Origin of the sequence: Spirillospora sp. NPDC048819 (assembly GCF_040650055.1) — a bacterium.
GTDB lineage: Bacteria > Actinomycetota > Actinomycetes > Streptosporangiales > Streptosporangiaceae > Spirillospora.
Genome location: NZ_JBEZGN010000020.1, coordinates 31,411 through 53,172 on the forward strand (window position 1 = coordinate 31,411; position 21,762 = coordinate 53,172).

Annotated in this window: 24 protein-coding genes; 17 read left to right on the plus strand and 7 right to left on the minus strand. The window is 71.9% G+C overall.

Annotated features, from left to right (window positions below; translation table 11 throughout):
- Positions 1-21 precede the first annotated feature (21 nt).
- Positions 22-1,107 carry a DNA polymerase domain-containing protein gene (locus AB0C35_RS24975; RefSeq protein ID WP_358460086.1) on the minus strand — a complete coding sequence of 362 codons (1,086 nt, stop codon included), beginning with the start codon at positions 1,105-1,107 and terminating at the stop codon, positions 22-24.
- A gap of 65 nt (positions 1,108-1,172) precedes the next feature.
- Between AB0C35_RS24975 and msrB the strand changes: the two genes are divergently transcribed.
- Positions 1,173-1,574 (plus strand): peptide-methionine (R)-S-oxide reductase MsrB, encoded by a 402-nt coding sequence (gene msrB, locus AB0C35_RS24980; RefSeq protein WP_358460089.1) that lies wholly within the window; start codon positions 1,173-1,175, stop codon positions 1,572-1,574.
- A gap of 59 nt (positions 1,575-1,633) precedes the next feature.
- Positions 1,634-2,248, plus strand: coding sequence for a TIGR04222 domain-containing membrane protein (locus AB0C35_RS24985; RefSeq protein ID WP_358460092.1), 615 nt, complete (start codon positions 1,634-1,636; stop codon positions 2,246-2,248).
- On the opposite strand, the gene AB0C35_RS24990 is transcribed toward AB0C35_RS24985, so the two are convergent.
- From AB0C35_RS24990 to hemG, 3 genes are all read right to left on the minus strand, one after another.
- Positions 2,245-2,826 (minus strand): hypothetical protein, encoded by a 582-nt coding sequence (locus AB0C35_RS24990; RefSeq protein WP_358460095.1) that lies wholly within the window; start codon positions 2,824-2,826, stop codon positions 2,245-2,247. The two genes, AB0C35_RS24985 and AB0C35_RS24990, sit on opposite strands and share 4 nt — an antisense overlap.
- Before the next feature lie 87 nt (positions 2,827-2,913).
- Positions 2,914-3,612: a hydrogen peroxide-dependent heme synthase gene (gene hemQ / locus AB0C35_RS24995; protein WP_358460098.1), complete on the minus strand. Its 699-nt coding sequence runs from the start codon at positions 3,610-3,612 to the stop codon at positions 2,914-2,916.
- A complete protein-coding gene (hemG, locus tag AB0C35_RS25000) occupies positions 3,569-5,041 on the minus strand; it encodes a protoporphyrinogen oxidase (RefSeq protein ID WP_358460101.1) in 1,473 nt (490 codons plus the stop codon). The genes hemQ and hemG overlap by 44 nt, the downstream gene beginning before the upstream one ends.
- 119 nt (positions 5,042-5,160) lie before the next feature.
- Here hemG and AB0C35_RS25005 point away from each other — a divergent pair, with 119 nt between their 5' ends.
- Both AB0C35_RS25005 and AB0C35_RS25010 read left to right on the plus strand, forming a co-directional pair.
- The gene (locus tag AB0C35_RS25005) at positions 5,161-6,273 is read left to right on the plus strand and encodes a hypothetical protein (RefSeq protein ID WP_358460104.1); all 1,113 of its coding nucleotides are present in this window, start codon (positions 5,161-5,163) and stop codon (positions 6,271-6,273) included.
- Positions 6,274-6,429: 156 nt separating this feature from the next.
- Positions 6,430-7,440: a DUF4349 domain-containing protein gene (locus tag AB0C35_RS25010; RefSeq protein WP_358460107.1), complete on the plus strand. Its 1,011-nt coding sequence runs from the start codon at positions 6,430-6,432 to the stop codon at positions 7,438-7,440.
- A gap of 15 nt (positions 7,441-7,455) precedes the next feature.
- Here AB0C35_RS25010 and hemE read toward each other — a convergent pair whose 3' ends face one another.
- Positions 7,456-8,469 (minus strand): uroporphyrinogen decarboxylase, encoded by a 1,014-nt coding sequence (hemE, locus tag AB0C35_RS25015; protein ID WP_358460445.1) that lies wholly within the window; start codon positions 8,467-8,469, stop codon positions 7,456-7,458.
- A gap of 282 nt (positions 8,470-8,751) precedes the next feature.
- Here hemE and AB0C35_RS25020 point away from each other — a divergent pair, with 282 nt between their 5' ends.
- The 3 genes from AB0C35_RS25020 to AB0C35_RS25030 all read left to right on the plus strand — a co-directional run bounded on the left by AB0C35_RS25020 (position 8,752) and on the right by AB0C35_RS25030 (position 11,177).
- Positions 8,752-8,979, plus strand: a complete 228-nt coding sequence (locus AB0C35_RS25020; protein WP_358460110.1) for a hypothetical protein — start codon at positions 8,752-8,754, stop codon at positions 8,977-8,979.
- A 130-nt stretch (positions 8,980-9,109) separates the two neighbouring features.
- Positions 9,110-9,667 (plus strand): DUF3000 domain-containing protein, encoded by a 558-nt coding sequence (locus tag AB0C35_RS25025; protein WP_358460113.1) that lies wholly within the window; start codon positions 9,110-9,112, stop codon positions 9,665-9,667.
- Positions 9,668-9,923: 256 nt separating this feature from the next.
- Positions 9,924-11,177: a ribonuclease D gene (locus AB0C35_RS25030; protein WP_358460447.1), complete on the plus strand. Its 1,254-nt coding sequence runs from the start codon at positions 9,924-9,926 to the stop codon at positions 11,175-11,177.
- Positions 11,178-11,250: 73 nt separating this feature from the next.
- Here AB0C35_RS25030 and AB0C35_RS25035 read toward each other — a convergent pair whose 3' ends face one another.
- Positions 11,251-12,855, minus strand: coding sequence for a long-chain-fatty-acid--CoA ligase (locus tag AB0C35_RS25035; RefSeq protein ID WP_358460116.1), 1,605 nt, complete (start codon positions 12,853-12,855; stop codon positions 11,251-11,253).
- A gap of 126 nt (positions 12,856-12,981) precedes the next feature.
- Positions 12,982-13,629: a carboxymuconolactone decarboxylase family protein gene (locus tag AB0C35_RS25040; protein ID WP_358460119.1), complete on the minus strand. Its 648-nt coding sequence runs from the start codon at positions 13,627-13,629 to the stop codon at positions 12,982-12,984.
- 113 nt (positions 13,630-13,742) lie between these two features.
- On the opposite strand from AB0C35_RS25040, the gene AB0C35_RS25045 reads away from it, so the two are divergent.
- From AB0C35_RS25045 to AB0C35_RS25090, 10 genes are all read left to right on the plus strand, one after another.
- Positions 13,743-15,125 (plus strand): aromatic ring-hydroxylating dioxygenase subunit alpha, encoded by a 1,383-nt coding sequence (locus tag AB0C35_RS25045; RefSeq protein WP_358460122.1) that lies wholly within the window; start codon positions 13,743-13,745, stop codon positions 15,123-15,125.
- Entirely contained in the window at positions 15,122-15,709 is a 588-nt protein-coding gene (locus tag AB0C35_RS25050) for a 3-phenylpropionate/cinnamic acid dioxygenase subunit beta (RefSeq protein WP_358460125.1), read from the plus strand. Before AB0C35_RS25045 ends, AB0C35_RS25050 begins: the two co-directional genes overlap by 4 nt.
- On the plus strand, positions 15,706-16,032 hold the full coding sequence (locus tag AB0C35_RS25055; RefSeq protein ID WP_358460128.1) for a hypothetical protein: 327 nt from the start codon (positions 15,706-15,708) through the stop codon (positions 16,030-16,032). The genes AB0C35_RS25050 and AB0C35_RS25055 overlap by 4 nt, the downstream gene beginning before the upstream one ends.
- A complete protein-coding gene (locus AB0C35_RS25060; protein WP_358460131.1) occupies positions 16,029-16,814 on the plus strand; it encodes an SDR family oxidoreductase in 786 nt (261 codons plus the stop codon). The genes AB0C35_RS25055 and AB0C35_RS25060 overlap by 4 nt, the downstream gene beginning before the upstream one ends.
- A gap of 27 nt (positions 16,815-16,841) precedes the next feature.
- Positions 16,842-17,039 carry a ferredoxin gene (locus tag AB0C35_RS25065; protein WP_358460134.1) on the plus strand — a complete coding sequence of 66 codons (198 nt, stop codon included), beginning with the start codon at positions 16,842-16,844 and terminating at the stop codon, positions 17,037-17,039.
- Entirely contained in the window at positions 17,036-18,223 is a 1,188-nt protein-coding gene (locus AB0C35_RS25070; RefSeq protein ID WP_358460137.1) for an FAD-dependent oxidoreductase, read from the plus strand. Before AB0C35_RS25065 ends, AB0C35_RS25070 begins: the two co-directional genes overlap by 4 nt.
- Positions 18,220-18,969, plus strand: coding sequence for a class II aldolase/adducin family protein (locus AB0C35_RS25075; RefSeq protein ID WP_358460140.1), 750 nt, complete (start codon positions 18,220-18,222; stop codon positions 18,967-18,969). Before AB0C35_RS25070 ends, AB0C35_RS25075 begins: the two co-directional genes overlap by 4 nt.
- Positions 18,970-18,999: 30 nt before the next feature.
- Positions 19,000-19,377: a nuclear transport factor 2 family protein gene (locus tag AB0C35_RS25080; protein WP_358460143.1), complete on the plus strand. Its 378-nt coding sequence runs from the start codon at positions 19,000-19,002 to the stop codon at positions 19,375-19,377.
- Positions 19,378-19,546: 169 nt separating this feature from the next.
- Positions 19,547-20,803, plus strand: a complete 1,257-nt coding sequence (locus AB0C35_RS25085) for an ABC transporter substrate-binding protein (protein WP_358460145.1) — start codon at positions 19,547-19,549, stop codon at positions 20,801-20,803.
- A 77-nt stretch (positions 20,804-20,880) separates the two neighbouring features.
- Positions 20,881-21,762: a branched-chain amino acid ABC transporter permease gene (locus AB0C35_RS25090; protein WP_358460148.1), complete on the plus strand. Its 882-nt coding sequence runs from the start codon at positions 20,881-20,883 to the stop codon at positions 21,760-21,762.

Here is a 21,762-nt window from a genome sequence, read left to right on the forward strand (position 1 = left end):
GAGCGGCGCGGGCTATTCCCGTCAGGCCTGGTTGTCGGTGTCCTTGCTGGGCTGGACGCGCTTGGGCTCGCCGGGCATCTTCGGATAGTTCGGGGGGTACGGCATGTCGCCGAGGCCGTGGTCCTGCTCGTCGCGGTCGGCCATGTCGAGGAGGCCGTCGAGGGAGAACGACTCGTCGTCGATGGACGCGTGCAGGTCGCCGAGTTCGGCGAAGCGGGCGGGCATCGTGGCGATGGTGAAGTCGCGGGGGTCGACGCCGGGCAGCTCGTCCCACGTCACGGGGGCCGAGACGGGGGCGTGCGGGGCGGGGCGGACGCTGTAGGCCGACGCGATCGTCCGGTCGCGCGCGTTCTGGTTGTAGTCGATGAAGATCTGCTCGCCGCGTTCCTCCTTCCACCACTTGGTGGTGACCTCGGCGGGGGCGCGGCGCTCCACCTCGCGGCCGAACGCGAGGGCGGCGCGGCGGACCTCGGTGAACGTCCAGCGCGGCTCGATGCGGACGTAGACGTGCACGCCGCCCTTGCCCGACGTCTTGACGTAGCCGGTGTAGCCCAGCTCCGACAGCAGGTCGCGGGCCGGGCCGAGAGCGACGCGGACGGCGTCGGAGAAGTCGGTGCCGGGCTGCGGGTCGAAGTCGATGCGCAGCTCGTCCGGATGATCGACGTCGCCCTTGCGGACGGGCCACGGGTGGAACGTCAGCGTGCCGAGGTTCGCCGCCCACGCGATCACGGCGACCTCGGTGGGGCAGACCTCGTCGGCGGAGCGGCCGCTGGGGAACTCGATCCGGGCGGTCTGCACCCAGTCGGGGGCGCCCTTGGGGATGCGCTTCTGGTAGAACGCGTCCGACTTGCCGGCGCCCGCGCCCATCTGGCCGCGCGCGTAGTCCTCCCGGGTGGCCATCCGGGCGCCCTCGAACACGCCGGCGGGCCAGCGCTCCAGCGTCGTCGGCCGGTTCCGGGTGGCGCGGACGATGCCCTCGCCCACCGCCAGGTAGTACTCCACCAGCTGCCGCTTGGTGTAGCCGTGCTCAGGAAAGTAGACCTTGTCGGGGTTGGTCACCTTGACGAGCCGATCCCCGACCGGGATCTCGATGAAGGGCGAGGCCATGACTGCACGCTAACCCACGGGCACGACAGTCCCCGGGAACGGCCCCGCCGGGTACCTTCGAAGACATGGAGAAGATCCGCAAAAGCGAGGATGAGTGGCGGGCCCGGCTCAGCCCGGAGGAGTTCCACGTGCTGCGGGAGGCGGGCACCGAGAAGCCGTTCACCGGCGAGTACACCGACACCAAGACCGTCGGCGTGTACCGGTGCCGCGCCTGCGGGACGGAGCTGTTCCGTTCGGCGACCAAGTTCGAGAGCCACTGCGGCTGGCCGTCGTTCTACCAGCCGTCCGACTCCGACGCGGTCACCCTGATCGAGGACCGTTCGCTCGGCATGCTCCGGACCGAGGTGCGGTGCGCTGTGTGCGACTCGCACCTGGGCCATGTGTTCCACGGCGAGGGTTACGACACCCCCACCGACGACCGCTACTGCATCAACTCCGTTTCCCTCACCCTCGAACCCGGCGAGTAGGCAACCGGTACCGGCGCCCGGGCGTCTCATGGTCGACGCCATAACGCCTGGGGGGCGCCATGAGCGAGTCCGGTTCCGACGAGTTCGGTCTCTACGAGGTCGCCTTGCTGTGCGGCGGGCCGGAGCGCGTCGCGCAGACGGCGCTGCTGGCCCTGTACGAGGCGCGCCGCATCAGGATCGGCCAGGGGACCCGGCGGGTCCGGGTCGTCCGGCATGAATCCGACGACGCGGTGCAGGCCGCCGTCCTGGCGGAGATCCCCGACGTGGGGCGGCTGCTGGGCCAGGTGATCGCCGCGGCCGCCAAGGCGCCGCAGACGCGCGCGGTCGGGGACGGGCTGCGCGCGGCGGGGCTCCTGCGCGGCGGGCGGCTCCGTCCGACACGCCGGGGCCGGGCGGTGCGCAGCCGCCTCGCGGACGAGCCCGGTACGTCCGGCCCCGAGCGTCTGGCCGCGCTCGGGCCGGCCGGAGTCGAGGACGCCCGGATGCGGGAGATCCTGGAGACCGGCGACCCGAAGCCGGTCAAGCTTCCGCGCAGCCGCGCGAGAGGCCACCGGTACGGCGCGGCGAGCGGCCGGTTCTACGGCGGGGAGAACGTGACCGACGGCCATGACGGCGGACACTTCGACAGCGGCGGCTTCGACGGCGGCGGCGGGGGCGGGGGCGGGGGGTACTAGCGGGTCTCGCCGACCTCGCAGTCGTCCTTGTCGCTCTGCTTGTTGGCGAGGACGACGCTGCCGTTGCCGTTGCTCTTGCCGTGGACGAAGACGCGGGGATCGTCGTCGCCGCCGTCGCGCAGGAACTGGGTCGTCCACTTGCACAGGTCGAGCGCCGGGTCGGAGTTCTCGTCCTCCTCGCCCAGGTCGGTGTAGACGCGGACGAACCGGCCGCTGCGGCGGACGTCGGTGACGTGCTTGACGACCTTGTCGTCCGGGTCCTTGGTCTCCAGGTAGGGCACGGCGTCATGGATCTCGTCCGGGTCCCCGGCGGCCGCGACCGTCTCCTGCGGCGCCGGGGAGGCGGCGCCGGTGCGGGCGGCGACGGCGGCGCGGGGGTCGGCGCCCGAGCCACCGGTCAGCGTCAGCGCGGCGGCGCCCGTGAGCGCCGCCGCCACCGCGAGCGCCGTCGTGGCCGCCGCCAGCCGGCGGCGCCGCGATTCCCGCAGCGACGCGGTCAGGCGGGTCCAGCGGATCTCGAGCCGGGACGGCGGCCGCGCGTGCCGTCCACGGGAATGCCTGGCGGGAGACTTGGTCACGGACGGCACCTTACTCAGGTTCCGCCGCGTCCCAAGGCGGGTTGGCGATGTCCTCGGACAGGCTTGACGCCGTCCGAGGACGAGACCCTAGGCCAGGTTGGCCACGAGTTCGGCGACCGGCTTGCGGCGGCCGGTGTAGAACGGAATCTCCTCGCGGGTGTGCAGCCGCGCCTTCGCGCCGCGCAGGTGGCGCATCAGGTCGACGATGCGGTGCAGTTCGTCGGCCTCGAACGCCAGCATCCACTCGAAGTCGCCCAGCGCGAACGCCGGGACCGTGTTGGCCCGGACGTCGGGGTAGTCGCGCGCCATCTTGCCGTGCTCGGCGAGCATCGCGCGGCGCTCCTCGTCCGGCAGCAGGTACCACTCGTAGGAGCGCACGAACGGGTAGACGCACACGTAGGCGCGCGGCTCCTCGCCGGCGAGGAACGCCGGGATGTGGCTCTTGTTGAACTCCGCCGGGCGGTGCAGCGCCATCTGCGACCACACCGGCTCGCTGGCGCGGCCCAGTGCCGTGCGGCGGAACCGGGTGTAGACCTCCTGCAGGTCGTCGGACGTGGGCGCGTGCCACCAGAACATGTAGTCGGCGTCGGCGCGCAGCCCCGCGACGTCGTAGGCGCCGCGGGTGGTCACGTCCTTCTGGCCGGCCTGGTCGAGGAGGTCCTGGACCTCGGCCGCGTCCTGCTCGCCGAGCGTGCCCGGCTTCGTCACCCGGAAGACCGACCACATGGTGTAGCGGATGACGTCATTGAGTTCGCGTGCCTTCGGCTTGCCCGCCGGCTGCGTCATGGTCTGCTCCTTCTCGGCTGCGCAGATGGTCCAGTACCCGGGTGGCCGCCGCGCGCGCGGAAGCGATGCACGCGGGGATGCCCAGGCCGTCGTAGGCCGCGCCCGCGACGGCGAGCCCCGGCTCCCCGGCGACCGCGGACCGGACCCCGGCCACGCGGTCGGCGTGGCCAACGTTGTACTGCGGGAGGCCGCCGCCCCACCGGGTGACCCGCGTCTCGGCGGGCGGCTCGGTGACGCCGCAGGTCGCGGCGAGCTCGGCCATCGCGGCGGCGGTCAGCTCCGCGTCGGACCGCTGGAGCAGGTGCTCCTCGCCGAACCGCCCGACGGAGCAGCGCACCGCGATGACGCCGGGGTCACGGTCGCGCAGATGAGGCCATTTTACCGAGCTGAACGTGACGGCCTTGACCCCCCGCCCGCCGTTCTCCGGCGCGCTCTCCACGGCGGGGACGAGGTAGCCGCTGCCCTTCGGGAGCCGCGGGAACGCGGTGGCCCGGTACGCGAGCGTGATGATCGCCATGCTGGCGTACTCGATGCCCTCCAGTTCCCGGGCGGCGGCCGGGACGTCCTCCTTCAGCAGGCGGGACGCGGGGGCGGCGGGCACCGCGATCAGGACGGCGTCGGCGTCGAGGTATTCGGGGTCGCGGGTGGGGCCGATGGTCAGCCGCCATCCGCCGGGGCGGCGGCGCAGTTCGCGGACCGTGGCGCCGGTCCGGACGGTCCCCCCGGCGGCGGTGACGTCGTCCGCGACGAGGTGCGGGAGCGAGCCGAGGCCGTCCGGCAGGGTGGCGAAGACCGGGCCGGGGTCCTTGGGCGCGGCGTCCCGGATGCCCTGGGCGGCGTGGAGCAGCGACCGGTGGGAGCGCGCGGAGGCGGCGACGGCGGGCAGCGTCGAGTCGAACGAGAGCCGCTCGACGAGCCCCGCGTACACGCCGCCGAGCAGCGGCTCGACGAGGCGGTCGACGACCTCGCGGCCGACGCGGGCGCCGATGTAGTCGGCGACGGACACGTCGGCGCCGCGCGGCGTCTCGGGCAGGACGAGGTCGAGTGGGACGCGCGTCAGCCCGGCCGGGGACAGCACCCGGGAGGCGGCCAGCGCCCGCAGGTCGGACGGGACGCCCATGACCTGCCCGGACGGGAGCGCGCGCAGTGCGCCGCGGCTGAAGATCGCCGCGGACGTGGTGCCGGGGTTGACGAGATCGCCGCGGCGGCCGAGGTCGCCGACCAGGTCCAGGCCCTCGGGGCGGCGGGCGAGCATCGACTCGGCGCCCTCGTCCACCGGGATCCCGGCGATCTCGCTGACCCGCAGCTTGCCGCCGATGCGGGGAGAGCCCTCCAGCACGGTCACCCGCACGCCGTCGCGGGCGAGCATGCGCGCGGCGGCGAGACCGGCGATGCCGGCCCCGACGACGACGGCATGGGACCTGTCCATGTCCCCAAGCCTCCCAGACGCGCCGCCGGATCGCGCACCGGGGCGGCCGGCGCGAGCGCGGTCGATTTGTTGCCCGGGTGACAAGATCTACAAGACTTCGCCAGTAGATACTGGCATACATGAATCCCTGGAAGACCTCCCTCAAGACCGCGGGGGCACTGGCCACCGCCGCCGTCCTGGCCGCCGGGCTCGCCTCCCCCGCGTCCGCCGGCACCCGCGGCGACTTCGAACGGGTGCCGCTGCCGTTCTTCTGGCCGAACAACTACCTCCGCGACATCGACGCCGCCTCACCCGACAGCGTCTGGATCACCGGGCTCCAAGGCGAACTGTTCATCCCCACGGGCCCCTTCACCGGCAAGACCATCCCCGGCAACCCGGTCGTGCGGCGCTGGAAGAACGGCGCCTGGGTCGAGTACGACCTCGAGGGCCTGCCCAGTAGCGGCACGATCGGCGACGTCGACGCCGTCGGCCCCGAGGACGTGTGGATCAGCGGCGCCAGGTACGGCGAGGGGGCGAGCGTGACGGGCCCCTACCTGGCGCACTTCACCGGCTCGCGGTTCGAGGAGGTGGAGATGCCGTCCGGCGGGAGGGGCACGACCCTCACCGCGACCGCGGCCGGAGTCTGGGTGACCAGGAGCGGCACCGTCTACCGCCGGACGGGCGATACCTGGACGCAGATCACCACCCAGCCGGACATCTTCCAGGTCGAGTCCGACATCCGGGCTGACGATGACATATGGCTAATCGGCCACCCCACCCAGACAGACCAGACTCTCCTGGCGTACCACTGGGACGGGCAGACCTGGACGAGCGTCCCCTGGCACGAGCCGTCCATCGGCGGCATCGGCATCAGCGACATAATCGCCCTCTCCCCCACCGACGCCTGGGCCGTCGGCACCAGCTACAGGACGGAGCCGGCCACGCCCGTCCTGATGCACTGGGACGGCACCGCGTGGACGAGCGTCACCCCACCGGCCGGGCTCAACGCGCTCACCAGAATCGTCAAGGGCGAGGACGGGACGCTGTGGGCCCTCGGCCACTCCCTCGACGAGCCCGCCAAGCCCGGCCTGCTCCGCCACAGCGGCGGGACCTGGGAACGCGTCCCGACGACGGCCGTCCCGAACCGGACCAACATCTACGCGACCGCGCTGGCCGTCGTCCCCGGCACCGGCGCGCTGTGGACGCTCGGCGACGTCAACATCGGCGGGCCGGTCGTCCTCACCGACGGCTGACGTCCCCGGCGGATCACGGCCCGGGCAGGGGCCGGGCCGTGATCCCCGTGATACCCGTGTGCCCTGTTCGTGCCCGGATCGCGACTGACCTGGCGGAACCGGTGATCTGCGTCACCTCGTCCAAGCCTCATGCGGATAGCGACAAGCGTCAGGTACGTGACCTACGCGTTCATCGTCCTCCTGCTCGCCGGGACGCTGGCCGCCTGCGGGGGAAGTGACGGCGGTTCCGAGAGCGCGGATTCGTCCGCGGGCGACCGGGACGGGGCGACCGGCACGAGCGACACCCGCCGCCCGGCGGCAGGGGCGGCCCAGGGGAATGAGGCGTCCGGGTCAGGCGAGGACGCCGGGACGCGGAAGAAGCCGCAGGCGCCGCTGGCCACCGCTCGCGAGGTCGTCCACTCGGCGGAGCTCCGGGTCAGGGCCGATGACGTCGACGCGTCCGCAGCCAAGGCCAAGCAGATGGTCATCGGGGCGGGCGGCTACATCGAGCGGGAGTCCACCAGGACCGAACCGTCTCCCCGCGCGGAGATCGCACTGAAGATCCCGTCCGACCACTACACCGACCTGTTGAACCGGCTCGGCACGCAGCTCGGGACCAAGCTGTCGCTGCGCCAGGAGGCCGAGGACGTCACCGGCGAGGTCGCCGACGTGGAGGCGCGGGTGCGTTCGGCGGAGGCCGCGCTCACCTCGTTCCGCAAGCTGTACGAGAAGGCGAACTCCATCGGCGAGATCATCAACCTCGAAGAGGAGATCGCCGAGCGGGAGTCCGACCTGGAGGCGCTGCAGGCGCGTCAGAAGTCGCTCCAGCACCGCACCCAGTTCGCGACCGTGACCGTGACCCTGGTGGGCAAGTCCGCGCCGGCCGAGGACCCCGACGACGACGGGTCCGGCGGGTTCCTCGGCGGGCTGCAGAGCGGCTGGGGCGCCTTCACCGCGTTCGTCGGCGGCGTCGCCACCGTGTTCGGCTGGCTCTTGCCGTTCCTCGTCACCGCCGCCGTGCTGGGCCTTCCGGTGCTGGCCTTCCGGCATCGCCTCCGCGACCGCTTCCGGAGCGGAGCCGCCCCGGCGGGCGGCGGCACCGGGCCGCGGCCGGAGCCGGACAAGGCCGTCGCCGGTGCGGCCCAGAAGCCCGCACAGGAACGGCAGGCGCCGCCTCCGCCCCAGTAGGGCGCCGGCGGCCGGCTAGCGCGTGTCTTCGGTGCTCGCCTCGTGGACGAGGTCCGCGAGGCGGGCCAGCACGTCCGGGTCCGTGGACGGCAGGACGCCGTGGCCCAGGTTGAAGATGTGCCCCTCGGCGGTGCGGCCCCGGGCCAGCACGTCGCGCGCCCGGCGCTCCACCGTCTCCCACGGCGCGAACAGGAGCGCCGGGTCGAGGTTGCCCTGCAGCGCCTTGCCGGGCTCGACGCGGCTGACCGCCTCGTCCAGCGGCACCCGCCAGTCGACGCCGACGACGTCCGCGCCGGCCTCGCCCATCAGGCCGAGCAGCTCGCCCGTCCCGACGCCGAAGTGGATGCGCGGGACGCCGAGCGGCTCCACCTCGTCGAAGATGCGGCGCGCGTGGGGCAGCACCGACTCGCGGTAGTCCTGCGCGGAGACCGCGCCGACCCACGAGTCGAAGACCTGCACGGCGCTCGCCCCGGCCGCGACCTGGACCTTCAGGAACGCGATCGTGAGGTCGGCGAGGCGGCCCATGAGGTCGTCCCACAGCTCGGGCTCGCCGTACATCATGGCCTTGGTGCGCTCGTGGTTCTTGGACGGACCGCCCTCGATCAGGTACGACGCGAGCGTGAACGGGCCGCCCGCGAACCCGATCAGGGGCGTCGACCCCAGCTCGCCGACCAGGCCCTCGACGGCCTCGGTCACGTACGGGACGTCGCCGGGTTCGAGGGGGCGCAGCGCCGCCATCCCCGCCGCGTCGCGGATCGGGTCGGCGATCACCGGCCCGACGCCCGGCTTGATGTCGAGGTCCACGCCGATGGCCTTGAGCGGCACCATGATGTCGCTGAAGAAGATCGCGGCGTCCACCGAGTACCGGCGCACCGGCTGCATCGTGATCTCCACGATCATCTCGGGGCGGGCGCAGGACTCCAGCATCGGGACGCCCTCGCGCAGGCGCAGGTACTCCGGCAGGGAGCGTCCGGCCTGCCGCATGAACCACACGGGCGTGTGCGGCACGGGCCGCCGGCGGCAGGCCAGCAGGAAGGGGCTCGCGGCGAGGCCGCCATTGTCAGGCGAGCTCGAAGCGACGTCGTCGGGACGGGCAGCGTCAGCGGTCACGTTGTGATGGTCCCACGAAAGGCCGGTGACAAGGCACCGGGGCTCCCCGAGCGGAGCTCGTCGATTGATCGGTCGGCGGGCGGGGGCTGGAGGACGGTGGGCGGCGGTCGGCACGAACTTCCGGACACGCCGAGCGAAGTCCCGCATTCTGTCACCGGCGCGTGCGAACGTGATGCGTGTCATAGCCGAGGGAGGTCCCCCTTGTACTGCTCCACCTGCGGTGATGAACGCGTGTTCGAGCAGCCGCCATGTCCGGACGGTCATGGCGGGGAGTGCCCGGAGCGGGCGTGCGTCGAGTGCGGCGCGGCCATCCTGATCGGTTCGCCGCCACCCGCCCTGGCCGCCGCTCCGGCGATCACGACCCCCATCGCCCCGGCGCGCGACCCGGCCACCGCCGGCCGCGCCGCCAACGTGCGGGCCGTGGCCTGACCGGCCCGGCCCCCGAAACGAAACCTGTGCTGTGCCTGCTTCCCCTCCGCATCCTCTCGCCGCCCGCGGCGGCGCCCCGCACCGGCATACCCGACCCGAGTCACCCCCCCGCACCCAGGCCGGTCCACCCATGAACCCACCTGCCTTCCAGCAGGCCCTCGACACGCTGCGCGAGATCCTCGACGGCCCCGGCGTCCGGCCGGAACTCGACCTCGAGGACATGCCCGCGCCGCAGAGTCTGGCCCCGCATGCGGCGGCGATGTCCGGCAGCGTCTACCGCGACGACGACACCGAGGTCGCCACGGGCCGCCTCATCGTCCTGTACGACCCGGACGGCCGCAGCGGCTGGACGAACGGCTTCCGCATCGTCGCCTACATCCGCGCCGACCTGGAGCCCGACATCGCCGCCGACGAGCTGATCGGCTCGGTCGCGTGGGACTGGCTCCTCGAGGCGCTGGAACCGGCCGGCTACGCGGGCGTGTCCGGGACGATCACCCGCGCGGTGTCGGAGAGTTTCGGCGACAAACGCGACGAGCCGTCCACGACCGAACTGGAGCTGCGCGCCTCCTGGTCGCCCACCGGCGAGGATCTCGCCGCGCACGTGACGGCCTGGTGCGAGGTGATGTGCACCACCGCGGGCCTGCCGCCGTCCGGTGTCGCCGCGCTGCCGAACGGTCCGGGCGGCTGAGCGACGTACGGTAGGGGACGTGAGCACAGCGTCCGAAACCGAGGCGGCGGGGGAGAACACGGAAGAAGCGCACGTTTCTCGCCGGCCCGTGTCCCCGAGGCCCCGGTCGGTCCGCCAACCCGAGGATGAAAAGGGTTCAGCAGGAGTGTCCGAAACGCGCGCCACCGGCCCCCAGGGGGATGCCGGTGCGGAGAATACGGCCGCCGAAGGGCGGCCCGGAACCGTTCCAGCGCAGGCCGCGGCAGCGCCCGGCCCGGTGGAGCCCGGCCCGGCGGACGGGGAGGCCGACACCGGTCCCCCGCCCGTCCCGCTGCTGGAACCGCGCGAGGGCGTCCCGTCCGTGGTCACCGAACCCGCCGAACTGGAACGTGTCATCGCGGCGTTCGCCGCGGGCGGCGGCCCCGTCGCGGTCGACGCCGAGCGCGCCTCCGGCTACCGGTACGGCCAGCGCGCGTACCTGATCCAGCTGCGCCGCGCCGGCGCGGGCACCGCGCTGATCGACCCGATCGCCTGCCCGGACCTGTCGGTCCTGGACGCCGCGCTCGCCGACACCGAGATGGTGCTGCACGCCGCCAACCAGGACCTGCCGTGCCTGGCGGAGGTCGGTCTCGTCCCGCGGCGGCTGTTCGACACCGAGCTGGCCGGGCGGCTGCTCGGCTACCCGCGCGTCGGGCTCGGCTCCATGGTCGAGAACGTGCTGGGCTTCCGGCTGGAGAAAGGGCATTCGGCGGCCGACTGGTCGACGCGCCCCCTCCCGGAGGACTGGCTCCGCTACGCCGCGCTGGACGTCGAGCTGCTGGTCGACCTGCGCGACGCGCTGCAGGAGGAGCTGGAGTCCGCGGGCAAGCTGGAGTGGGCGCTGGAGGAGTTCACCGCGATACTGGCGATGCCGCCGAAGCCGCCGCGTCCCGACCCGTGGCGCCGCACGTCCGGCATCCACCGCGTCCGGAACCGGCGGGCGCTCGCCACCGTCCGGGAGGTGTGGGAGGCCCGCGACAAGATCGCCCGTGAGCGGGACCTGTCCCCCGGCCGGGTGCTGCAGGACTCCGCCATCATCGAGCTGGCGCAGAAGGCCCCCAAGACGCCCGCCGAGCTGCAGGCGCTGCCCACGATGCGGGGACGCGGCGCCCGCCGGCACCAGTCGGCGTGGCTGCGCGCCGTGGCCCGCGCCCGCGACCTGTCCGACCGGGGTCTGCCCGAGTCGAACATCCCCGGCGACGGGCCGCCGCCCGCGCACCGCTGGGCCGACCGCGACCCGGAGGCCGCCAAGCGCCTCACCGCCGCCCGCGCCGTCGTCGCCGCGCTCGCCGACGAGCATTCGATGCCGTCGGAGAACCTCATGCAGCCCGACTCCGTCCGCCGGCTCGCCTGGACGCCGCCGCCGGAGGCGTCCGCTTCGGCGATCGCCGCCGCGCTCCGCGACCTCGGCGCCCGCCGCTGGCAGATCGAGCTGACCGCGCAGCCCATCGCCAAAGCGTTCTACCGCCTCGAATCCAAAGGCGATCTGTGAGCCCCTGGACGGGCTGCCCCGAGGAGTGCGTCGTCCGCGGCCGGGAGCGTGGTCCGCGGGCGGCGGCTACATGTCAGCGCTCGCTGTAGAAGTCGGCGTACTCCTCGCGCAGGACCTTCTTGTCGAGTTTGCCGACGCTGGTCCTCGGCAGGTCGTCGACGACGAGGATCTCGTCGGGCAGCTGCCACTTGGCGAACGTGGCGGTCAGGTGGGTCCTGAGCTGGTCGAGGTCGACGTCATGGCCGGGCTCGGGCACGACCAGGGCCACGGGGCGTTCCTGCCACTTGGGGTGTGGAGCGCCCACCACCGCGGCTTGGCGGACTGCGGGGTGACCCGCCAGGGCGTTCTCCAGGTCGATGGAGGAGATCCACTCCCCGCCGGACTTGATCACGTCCTTGAGCCGGTCGGTGATCTTCAGGTACCCCTCGGTGGTGATCACCCCCATGTCACCGCTGCGCCAGTAGCCGCGGTGGAACTTGTCCGCGTCGTCGGACTTCCAGTAGCTCTCGGTGATCCACGGGCCCCGGATGCAGATCTCCCCCACCGACTTCCCGTCGTGGGGCAGGAACGAGCCGCCGGCGCCGAGCAGCCGGACGTCCACGCCGGCCACGGGCAGGCCCTGGGAGCGCTTGAGGTCCCAGAACTCGTGCTCGCTCAGCCGCCCCTCCAGCGAGGGTTTGGGCCGATTGGACGTGACCAGCGGCGTGGTCTCGGTGGCGCCGTACCCGTGGATGATCGAGGCGCCGGTCAGGTCGTGGTAGCCCTTGATCAGGCTCAGGGGCGGCTCGGTGGACCCTGAGATCATCCTCGCCCGGGACAGGTCCGGCGGCTCGGGCAGGGAGCGCAGGTACTCCAGCATCGGCGCGAAGATCGCCGGTGCCCCGTTGGTCACGGTGACCTCGTAGTCCACCATCGCGCGGGCCAGCACCCCGATCTCCTCGGCGGTGTAACGCCCCGGCAGGACCACCCGCGCCCGCGCGTACACCGCCACCTGCGGCAGGCCCCAGCACTGGGCGTGGAACATCGGGGTCGTCAGCAGCACGTTGTCGTGATCACCGACCGCCTGGTCGGCCGCCCACATCATCGTGTGCAGCACGATCCCCCGGTGGGAGTAGAACACCCCCTTGGGACGTCCCGTGGTGCCGGTGGTGTAGCACGCGCTGTAGGCCGAGGTCTCGTCGATCACCGGCCAGTCGAACTCCTCGTCCTGCCGGGCCAGCGACGCCTCGTGGTCCAGGGGGTCCGGCAGCGAGGTCCGGATCTCCGCCAGCGGCCTGTCGCTCATCACCACCCAGTGCCGCACCTGCGGGCACCGTGCCGCCAGCTCTTCGGCCTGCCCCAGCAGCGACTCGTCGACGCACACCACGGTGGCGCCCGCGTGCCGCACCACGTAGGCGAGGCCATCGGCGGCCAGCCGCAGGTTCATCTGCAGCATCACGGCGCCGATCCCGGGAATCGCCCAGTACAGCTCGAAGTGCCGCAGGTGGTTCCAGTCCAGAACCCCCACCACGTCACCCGGACCCACGCCGATGCCGGCCAACGCGTGCGCCGTACGCGCCACCCGGCGCCACGTCGCCGCGTACGACGTACGGTGCCAATCACCGGCCGCGTCCCGGAAGACGATCTCCTGCTCCGGGTGGGTCGCCACCGCCTGGCGGAACAGGTGCGTGGTGTTCAACTGGTAACTGTCCCCATGCGTTGACGGGTGACCGGTCACGAGCTCGGACAAGGTGACACCTTCCTCCCCGACGCGCATCGGGGGCTTGTACTGGGATCCACTGCCGCGGGGGCGTTCACGCGGGGGTCACGCTCCCGGGTGGCCGATCACGGCGCCCAGGTCGAGGCCCTGGAAGTCGCCGGGTGCCGCGACCTCGGTGATCGGGTCGTCGCGGTCGTCGAACTCCAGCCGCAGCGCCCTGGTCATCGTGGCGTGCATGTCGTAGAGGCAGGTGATGTAGGTCAGCTCGAGAACCTCCTCGTCGGACAGTTCTCGGCGCAGCGCCTCGAAGACGGCCTCGTCCACGCGGCCGCCGCCCATGACCAGCGCGTCGGTGTAGGCCAGCACGGCGCGCTCCACCGGCGAGAACAGCTCCGAGACCTCCCAGGACCGGACTGCCTCGATCTTCTCGTCGCCGAGGCCGAGCGAGCGCAGGGCCTTGCAGTGCTGGGAGTAGACGAACTGGCTGCCGCGGGTCCAGCCGGCCCGGGTCTGGCCCAGCTCGCGCAGCACCGGGTCCAGCATCCGGTCCGGGCTCCGGTAGAGGGAGAACCCGCTCACGGCGTGCCGGAAGACGTCGGGCACCAGCGCGAACACCGTCCACCAGTCACCAGGGGTGCCCGTGGAGGTGCCCGGTTCCTCGACCGGGTCGCGGTCGGAGAACAGGCGCTGGTACATCGCGAGGACGACCTCGTCCTGGACTTCGGCACGGCGGACCTGGCGCAGACGAGGCATCTCTATCTCCTGGCAGCAAGGGGCATGAGTTCTCTTGATATCAGAAACGTTCTCCTTGACACGGGAAGACCCTACGGCCAGAATACATTTCTGGCTTACAGAAAGAGGTCCCCGTGTCCGACCCCTCCGACGTCGTCGAGCACGTGCGCAACGGGATGCTGCCCGCGCACATCTACAACGACTCCGAGATCTTCGCCGCCGAGCGGGAGGCGATCTTCTCGCGCTCCTGGGTCTTCCTGGCGCACGAGTCGGAGATCCCTCAGGTCGGTGACTACGTGGTCCGTCGCGTCATGGAGAACTCCTTCATCGTCAGCCGCGCCAACGACGGCGCGGTGCACGCCATGTTCAACATGTGCCTGCACCGCGGCATGCAGGTGTGCCGCGCCGAGCAGGGCAACGCCTCGCACTTCCGCTGCCCCTACCACGGGTGGTCCTACCGCAACGACGGCCGCATCGTGGGCCTGCCCTTCCACCGGGAGGCGTACGGCGGCGAGGCCGGCTTCAACAAGCGCGGGCAGCGGCTCCTGCCCGCACCGGCGATGGACACCATCAACGGACTGATCTTCGTCTCCCTGGATCCCCAGGCGCCTCCGTTGCGCGAGTTCCTCGGCGACTTCGCGTTCTACCTCGACTACTACACCCGGCAGAGCCCGAGCGGGGTCGAGGTGCTCGGACCCCAGCGGTGGCGGATCAAGGCCAACTGGAAGATCGGCGCGGAGAACTTCGCCGGGGACATGTACCACACCCCCCAGACCCACGCGAGCGTCGTGGAGATCGGGCTGTTCCGCGAGCCGAAGGCCGAGAAGCGCAAGGACGGCGCGACCTACTGGGCCACCAGCGGCGGGGGGACCACCTACAAGCTGCCGCCGGGGACGCTCGAGGAGCGCCTGCGCTACGTCGGCTACCCCGACGAGATGATCGACCGGATGAAGCGGGAGTGGTCGGCGCGGCAACTCGACCTGGTCGGCCGCGACGGTTTCATGGTGTCCGCGGCGTCGCTCTTCCCGAACCTCAGCCTCGTCCACAACTGGCCCAAGGTGGCCGACTCCGACGACGTGCTCCCCTTCGTGTCACTGCGCCAGTGGCAGCCGATCAGCCAGGACGAGACCGAGGTGCTCTCCTGGTTCGTGGTCGACAAGGAGGCCCCGGAGGAGTTCAAGGCACTGTCCTACAAGGCCTACCTGATGTGCTTCGGCAGCAGCGGGATGTTCGAGCAGGACGACGTGGAGAACTGGGTCTCGCTGACCGCCACCGCCGCCGGCACCATGGCGCAGCGGCTTCTCCTCAACGGCCGCATGGGCCTGCTGCCCGACGGTTCGACCATCGCCCCGGCCCTGGGCGGCGATGAGTGGGCGGGCCCGGGCGAGGCCCGGGTCGGATACGGCGAGTACAACCAGCGCCACCTGATGAATCGCTGGGCCGACCTCATCGAGGCGGGGCCCGCCAAGGCGGCCGACGTCACGGTCGGCGTTCCGGGACGGGAGGACGCCCGATGACCGCGCACATCCCCATCGACTCCGCCGACAGCCCCCTCGGCGCCCGGGCGACCACGGCCGTCCCGGTGGGCGGCCCCCTCCCGTTCTCGGATCCCGTCCATCTGGCCGCCCACCAGTGGCTGGTCGACGAGGCCTACCTGCTGGACCGGCAGGAGCTCGAGGAGTGGCTCGCCCGGATGACCGAGGACGTCCACTACTTCATGCCGATCCGGGTCACGACCTCCCTGGGCAGCGGCTACGACACCGCGCGGCGCATGGCGCACTTCGACGAGGACCTCTACTCCCTGGAACGCCGGGTCGCCCGGCTGCGCACCGAGCACGCGTGGACCGAGGACCCGCCGTCACGGCTGCGCCACCACCTGTCCAACGTGCGCACCTTCGCCACCGACGTGCCCGGCGAGATCCTCGTGGAGTCGGCGGTTCTGCTGTTCCGCAGCCGCGGCGACGTCAACGAGCCGTCCCTGCTCTCGGTTGGGCGCAGCGACGTACTGCGGAGCGTCGACGGCGCCTGGCGGCTCGCCCGCCGCCACATCATGGTCGATGAGACGGTGCTCCGCACCCAGAACCTGGCGGTCTTCCTGTGAGCCTGCACTGGGAGGGCGAACACCAGGACCAGGGCCGTGCCCGGGCGGCCGCGGAGGAGTTGGCGGCCCTGCGGGCGGGGCAGGTCGGCGAGTCCCTGACCCTGGGCAACGAGTTCTCCGAGATCCGGGTGAGCCTCGTCCGAACCCGCAACGGCGTGCGCCTGTTGGTCGAGGCGGCCAAGTCGGGGCAGTGGGTCACCCTGGACCCGCTGGAGCTCGAGGCCCTCACCTGGCAGGGGCCGGCGACGTTCTCCGCGATGGTCGGCCATCCGTTCTCCTCCCTGTTCCCCGATCAGGACGACACGGGGGAGCCGGCCTCATGAGCGCCCCCGTGCTCGACGGTCGGCGAGCGCTGGTCATCGGCGCCGGGTCGGGCATCGGCCGTGCGGTGGTGGAACGCTTCACCGCCGAAGGCGCGGCAGTGGTGGCCGTGGAGCGCGATGAGGCCAAGTGCGAGGACCTGCGCGAGTCGGTCCCCGGCGTCGAGGTCGTCCAGGGCGACGCCTGCGAGGCCTCGGTCAACCACGACGCGGTGAGCCGGTGCCGGGAACTCCACGCCGGGCTGGACGTGATGGTCCACTGCGTCGGCATCTTCGACTTCTACCGTCCCCTCGACGCCGTCGCCGAGGACGCCTTCGACGACGCCTTCGACGAGATGTTCTCGGTCAACGTGCGAGCGGCGATGCACGGCGTCCGCGCCGCCCTGCCGGAGCTGCGACGCAGCCGCGGGAGCATCGTGCTGACGGAATCGACCTCCGCCTACCAGCCGGGCCGGGGCGGCGCGCTCTACGTCTCCACCAAGTTCGCGATCCGCGGACTGCGCATCGCGCTGGCCCACGACCTGGCCCCCGAGGTCCGCGTCAACAGCGTCGCCCCCGGCGGCACCGTCGGCACACGGCTGACCGGCGCGCGATCCCTGGGGCTGGACCAGCAGCGCCTCGACGGCCCCGGCCGCGCCGCCGGCATCGCCGCCCGGGTCCCTCTGCAGGTGGCGCTGTCCGGCGAGGACCACGCCTGGAGCTACCTGTTCCTGGCGTCACCGATGTCCCGAGGAATGACGGGCACCGTCCTCCACAGCGACGGCGGCGCCGGCGTCAAAGGCTGACAGCGACACGAGAACCGGGAGTCCCGAGTGCACATCGTGAAGGCGAACACCGAGGCCTGCCAAGGCTATGCCAGCTGCGTCGTCGCGGCTGACGACTACTTCGACATCGACGACGACGGCCTCGTCGTGCTGCTGGCGGCCGAGGTCCCCGAGGCCGACCGCGAGCGCATCGACCGCGCGGCCCGCAGCTGCCCCGCCGCAGCCCTCCGGCTCGAGGGAGCATGACCGGCGACCTGGTGATCGTCGGCGCCTCGGTGGCGGGGGTCGCCCTGGCCCGGACCCTGCGCTCCCGCGGCTTCACCGGCCGCATCCGCCTGGTCGACCGGGATGCGGAGGAGCCCTACGACAAGCCGCCGCTGTCCAAAGGGCGATCGGAGGAGCCCGTCCGGCTGCTCACCCGCCCGGAGGCGGAGCAGCTCGGTCTGGAACTGCTGCTCGGCGTCGAGGCGACCGGCCTGGACACCGGGGCCCGCCGCCTCGCCCTGTCCGACGGAAGGCGGCTCGGCTACGGCGCGCTGGTGATCGCCACCGGAGTGCGGCCGAGGTCGCCGGCTTGGACCGGACCAGGTGTCCACGTGCTGCGAACGCTGGCCGACGCCCGCGCGCTCCATGCCGACCTCGCCCGTGGCGGTCACCTCGTCGTGGTGGGCGCCGGCTTCATCGGGGCGGAGGTCGCCAGTACCGCGATCTCCCGGGGATGCCGGGTCACGCTGGTGGATCCGCTGCCCAACCCTCCTGCCCGGGTCGTCGGCCGGCGCGTGGGCGACCGGATCCTCACCTGGCACGACCGGGCGGGCGTGAACCTGAGGTTGGGCAGGGTCGTCCAGGCCCTGGACCATCTCGCCGACGGCATCAAGGTCCGGCTAGACGACGGGGAGGTGCTCCGTGCCGATCACGTGCTGGTGGGCATCGGAGCAGAGGCCGACGTGGAATGGCTGGCCGGGTCGGGCCTGCACCTGGACGACGGCATCGCCTGCGACCGGCATGGCCGCGCCCTGGGGGCCGACCACGTCTTCGCCGCCGGCGACATCGCCGGCTGGGCGGCTGCGGACGGAGGTTCCGGCCGGCGGATCGAGCACTGGAACTCCGCCCAGGAGCAGGCCAGGTGCATCGCGGCGACCCTGCTCGACCCCGAGCACCCGCAGGCCCCCTGCGAAGTGCCCATGGTGTGGAGCGACCAGCACGGTCGCACCATCCAGATTCTCGGCGCCGTGGACCCCGCCGTCGAGCCCCGGCTGGTGGAGGACGAGGGCCGGCTGCTCGCCCTGTGGGACGCCGGCGGACGCGTGGTCGGCGCGGTCTCGCTGGGGTGGCCGCGCGGCTCCCTGACCGCCCGCCGGGCCATCGCGAGCGGCGGCTCGGTGACCGCGGTCCTCGACACCCTGGCCCCCTTGGAGGCTGCCCGATGACGGCGAACGTCCACAGCGGCGACCTCCAGGAACTGCGGGACCGGCTGGCGGAGGGATGCCGGGTGCTGGCGGCCCGCGAACTCGCTCCGGGGTTCCTCGGCCACATCAGTCTCCGCCTCGACGACGAGCGGATCCTGGTGCGGTGCCGCGGCCCCCGGGAGTCGGGCCTGGCCCATACGACGTCGCAGGACGTGCGGGTGGTGACCCTCGACGGTGAACCCGGCCTGCCCGGCGAGCTGGACGGCTGGACCGTCCCCCACGAACTCCCCCTGCACACCCGGATCCTGCGCCGGCGCCCCGACGTCCGGTGCGTCGTGCACGCGCACCCCAGGCGCACGGTCGCCGCCGACCTGGCCGGCCTTGTCCTGGAGCCGCTCGTGGGGGCCTACGACATTCCGGGCTCCGCACTGGTGGAAAGCGGCGTCCCCGTGTATCCGCGCTCGGTGCTGGTGTCCAGCGACGCACTGGGGGACGAGGTGGCCGAGCACCTCGGCGGCCATGCCGCGGCCCTGCTTCGCGGGCACGGTGTGGTGGTCACCGGCGACTCGGTCCCCGAGGCGGTGCTCCGCGCCGCCTCCATCGACGAGATCGCACACCTCTGCCTGCTCGTCGCCTCCGCCGGGGGACGCCCCCGCCCCATCGACGCGGCCGACCGCGCCGAGCTCCCCGACCTCGGAGGGAGCCTCAACCTGGACGTCGCCTGGCGCCACGAACTCTCCCGGCTGCCCGAGACTCCCCATGCCTGATCCGACCGACCGGTTCCACGAGGAGTCCCGATGTCCGACCACGTCACCGCCATCACTCAGCTCTACGCGCGCTACAGCCTCTCCATAGACGCCCGGGACCTGGAGTCCTTCCGCGACTGCTTCACCGCCGACGGCCGCATGGAGATCACCGGCGGGCCCGCCTTCGCCGGCGCCGAGGGACTGGCCCGGGTGATCGCCGGCCGTACGGCGGAGTCGCCGCGCCATGAGAACAGCAACGTGCTCGTCGACCTCGTCGACGACGCGAACGCCACGGGCCGGGCCTACTTCGTGCTCCGGGGCGGAGACGGCCGGCCGGTCGGCGCGGGAGATTACCTCGACCGGCTCGTCCGCCTCGATGCGGGATGGCGTTTCGTCTCGCGACACATCACCTTCAGCTGGCGAGCCTGACGCAGCCTCGCTCCAACGCTGTGACCCGCGACGATGCCGGGCACGCACCGAGCACGACGGTTTCTCCAACTTGCAGAGTCCGTCTCTTCTATTTCTGTTTAGTCTGGTCTAATCTTTGTGGGCCGTGTCACGGAAGCACGGGTCCCCCGACCAAGAGAGACACAACCCCATGCTCAAGAAGTCCATGACCGCGCTGGCGGTCGCCTCCTTGTTGACCCTGGCCGCGTGTGGCAACGGCTCGGGTTCCAGCAAGGCCGACACAGGGGCCGACGGCGTCGCCATGGGCCCCGGGGTCACCGACGACGAGATCAGCGTGACCGTGATCAGCGACTTCTCCGGGCCCATCGCCCAGGGCGGCATCGCCGGCTCGCTCGGTGTCGAAGCCAAGATCGACCAGGTCAACCGGGAGAAGGGCGGCATCTGCGGACGCAAGGTCGTGGTCGACAAGCGCGACACCAAGTACGACCCGCAGATCACCACCCAGCAGTACCGCGCCGCGGCACCCAAGAACCTGATGGTGGCCCAGTTCGTGGGCACCGCCGGCCTGAACGCCGTCCAGGCCAACATCAAGCGGGACGACATGCCGACGCTCTCGGCGTCCATCAACACCCAGACCCTCGACCTCCCCAACGTCTACGTCGCCATGCCGCCCTTCGAGGTCGAGCTCATCAACGGCCTGGTCTGGGCCGCCGAGAAGGCCGGCGCCTCGGCCTCCAAGACGGTCAACGTCGGCTTCGTGACGTCGGCCGACGAGACCGGCAAGATCTACCTCGACGCCCTCAACCACGCGGCGAAGGCCACGGAGGGCGTGAAGGTCGTCGCCGAGCCGACCTACACCAACGCCGACACCGACTTCACGGCGCAGATCAACGACCTCAAGAACGCCGGGGCCGAGATCGTCATGCTGGGCGTCACCCCCGCCCAGACCGCCGGCATCCTCGGCCAGTCGGCCCAGTTCGGCTACAAGCCGACCTTCGTGTCCAGCTCGGGCGCCTGGGCCTCCAGCCTCGGCAAGCCCCTGGACGGCCTGCTGGGCAACTACTTCGTCTCCGGCGGCTACGGCACCCTCAATGACGACAACGCCGGCATCCAGGCACTGACCAAGGCCCGTGATGCCTACGCACCCAACGCGAAGCCGGACAACTTCCAGGTCGGCGGCTGGATCAACGGAACCGTGGTCGTGGAGGCGCTGCGCAAGGCGTGCGAGGCCAAGGACCTCACCCGCGAGGGCGTCAAGAAGGCGATGGTCGACCTCAAGGTCCCCTTCGACGGCATCCTTCCCGCGATCGACCTCGGTGACGGTGACTCGATCGTGAGCTTCCAGTCCCGCATCAACAAGATCGGGAAGGACGGCGTCCAGGAGCCGGTCGCCTCGTTCTTCGAGTCCGAGGCCGCGAAGTCCTGGGACGCCTCCAGGGGCAACTGACGTCGCGGGGCGTGTGCGGGCTCGAACGGGCCCCACACCCCCGCTCCATTCCCACCACCCCGACCCAGGATTTCCAGATGACCCTCTTCCTCCAGCTCGGCTTTCAGGGCATCGCCCTAGGCCTGGTCTACGGGCTGATCGCGCTCGGGTTCGTGATCATGTTCAAGGGCTCCCACACCTTCAACTTCGCACACGGCGGGTTCGTGGCCATCGGCGCCTACGTCGTCCTGACCCTGTTGCCCCGGATGCCCTACCTGTTCGCCTTCCTCGGAGCCGTGGCGATCACCGTCGGCCTCGCGCTGGTGGTCGAGCGGATGCTGATCCGCGGCCTGATCGGACGCTCGGTGACCGTCGTGGTGCTCGCCACTCTGGGCATCTCGACCATGCTGCACAACGCCATCCTGATGGTGTGGGGCGTCGGCAGGCACGACTCGGTGGGCCCGGTCGGCGCCGGCACCACCACGGTGGGCTCGGTCGTCCTGCCCAACAGCGCCCTGGCCACCGTGGTCGTCTCGGTCGTCGTCCTGGCCGCCGTCGCCTTCTTCTTCCAGCGGACGCGCCACGGGCTGGCGCTGCGCGCGACCGCGAGCAGCCAGGAGGCGGCCCTGGCCCAGGGCATCGACGTGGGGCGGATGTTCGCGCTCTCCTGGGGCCTGGCGGCCTTCCTCGCGGTGACCGCGGCGATCTTTCTCGCCTCGTTCCCCCGCGTGGTCTCCCCCAGCATCGGCGACCTCGCGCTGATCGCGATCCCGGCGATCGTCATCGGAGGCATGGACTCGCTGATCGGAGCCGTGGTCGGCGGCCTGGTCGTGGGGCTCACCCAGGTCCTGGGCTCCAACTACCTCAGCGACATCGGCGGCGGCCGCCTGCACGACGTACTGCCCTACGTGCTCATGCTCCTGGTCCTCCTGGTCCGGCCGTACGGCCTGTTCGGCAGTCGCAGCATCGAAAGGGTCTGA

Coding starts and splice junctions, on each gene's coding strand:
- AB0C35_RS24975 (WP_358460086.1), bottom strand. CDS start 1,107: ATGGCCTCGCCCTTCATCGAGATCCCGGTCGGGGATCGGCTCGTCAAG.
- msrB (WP_358460089.1), top strand. CDS start 1,173: ATGGAGAAGATCCGCAAAAGCGAGGATGAGTGGCGGGCCCGGCTCAGC.
- AB0C35_RS24985 (WP_358460092.1), top strand. CDS start 1,634: ATGAGCGAGTCCGGTTCCGACGAGTTCGGTCTCTACGAGGTCGCCTTG.
- hemQ (WP_358460098.1), bottom strand. CDS start 3,612: ATGACGCAGCCGGCGGGCAAGCCGAAGGCACGCGAACTCAATGACGTC.
- hemG (WP_358460101.1), bottom strand. CDS start 5,041: ATGGACAGGTCCCATGCCGTCGTCGTCGGGGCCGGCATCGCCGGTCTC.
- AB0C35_RS25005 (WP_358460104.1), top strand. CDS start 5,161: ATGAATCCCTGGAAGACCTCCCTCAAGACCGCGGGGGCACTGGCCACC.
- AB0C35_RS25025 (WP_358460113.1), top strand. CDS start 9,110: ATGAACCCACCTGCCTTCCAGCAGGCCCTCGACACGCTGCGCGAGATC.
- AB0C35_RS25040 (WP_358460119.1), bottom strand. CDS start 13,629: ATGCCTCGTCTGCGCCAGGTCCGCCGTGCCGAAGTCCAGGACGAGGTC.
- AB0C35_RS25050 (WP_358460125.1), top strand. CDS start 15,122: ATGACCGCGCACATCCCCATCGACTCCGCCGACAGCCCCCTCGGCGCC.
- AB0C35_RS25060 (WP_358460131.1), top strand. CDS start 16,029: ATGAGCGCCCCCGTGCTCGACGGTCGGCGAGCGCTGGTCATCGGCGCC.
- AB0C35_RS25070 (WP_358460137.1), top strand. CDS start 17,036: ATGACCGGCGACCTGGTGATCGTCGGCGCCTCGGTGGCGGGGGTCGCC.
- AB0C35_RS25075 (WP_358460140.1), top strand. CDS start 18,220: ATGACGGCGAACGTCCACAGCGGCGACCTCCAGGAACTGCGGGACCGG.
- AB0C35_RS25080 (WP_358460143.1), top strand. CDS start 19,000: ATGTCCGACCACGTCACCGCCATCACTCAGCTCTACGCGCGCTACAGC.
- AB0C35_RS25085 (WP_358460145.1), top strand. CDS start 19,547: ATGCTCAAGAAGTCCATGACCGCGCTGGCGGTCGCCTCCTTGTTGACC.
- AB0C35_RS25090 (WP_358460148.1), top strand. CDS start 20,881: ATGACCCTCTTCCTCCAGCTCGGCTTTCAGGGCATCGCCCTAGGCCTG.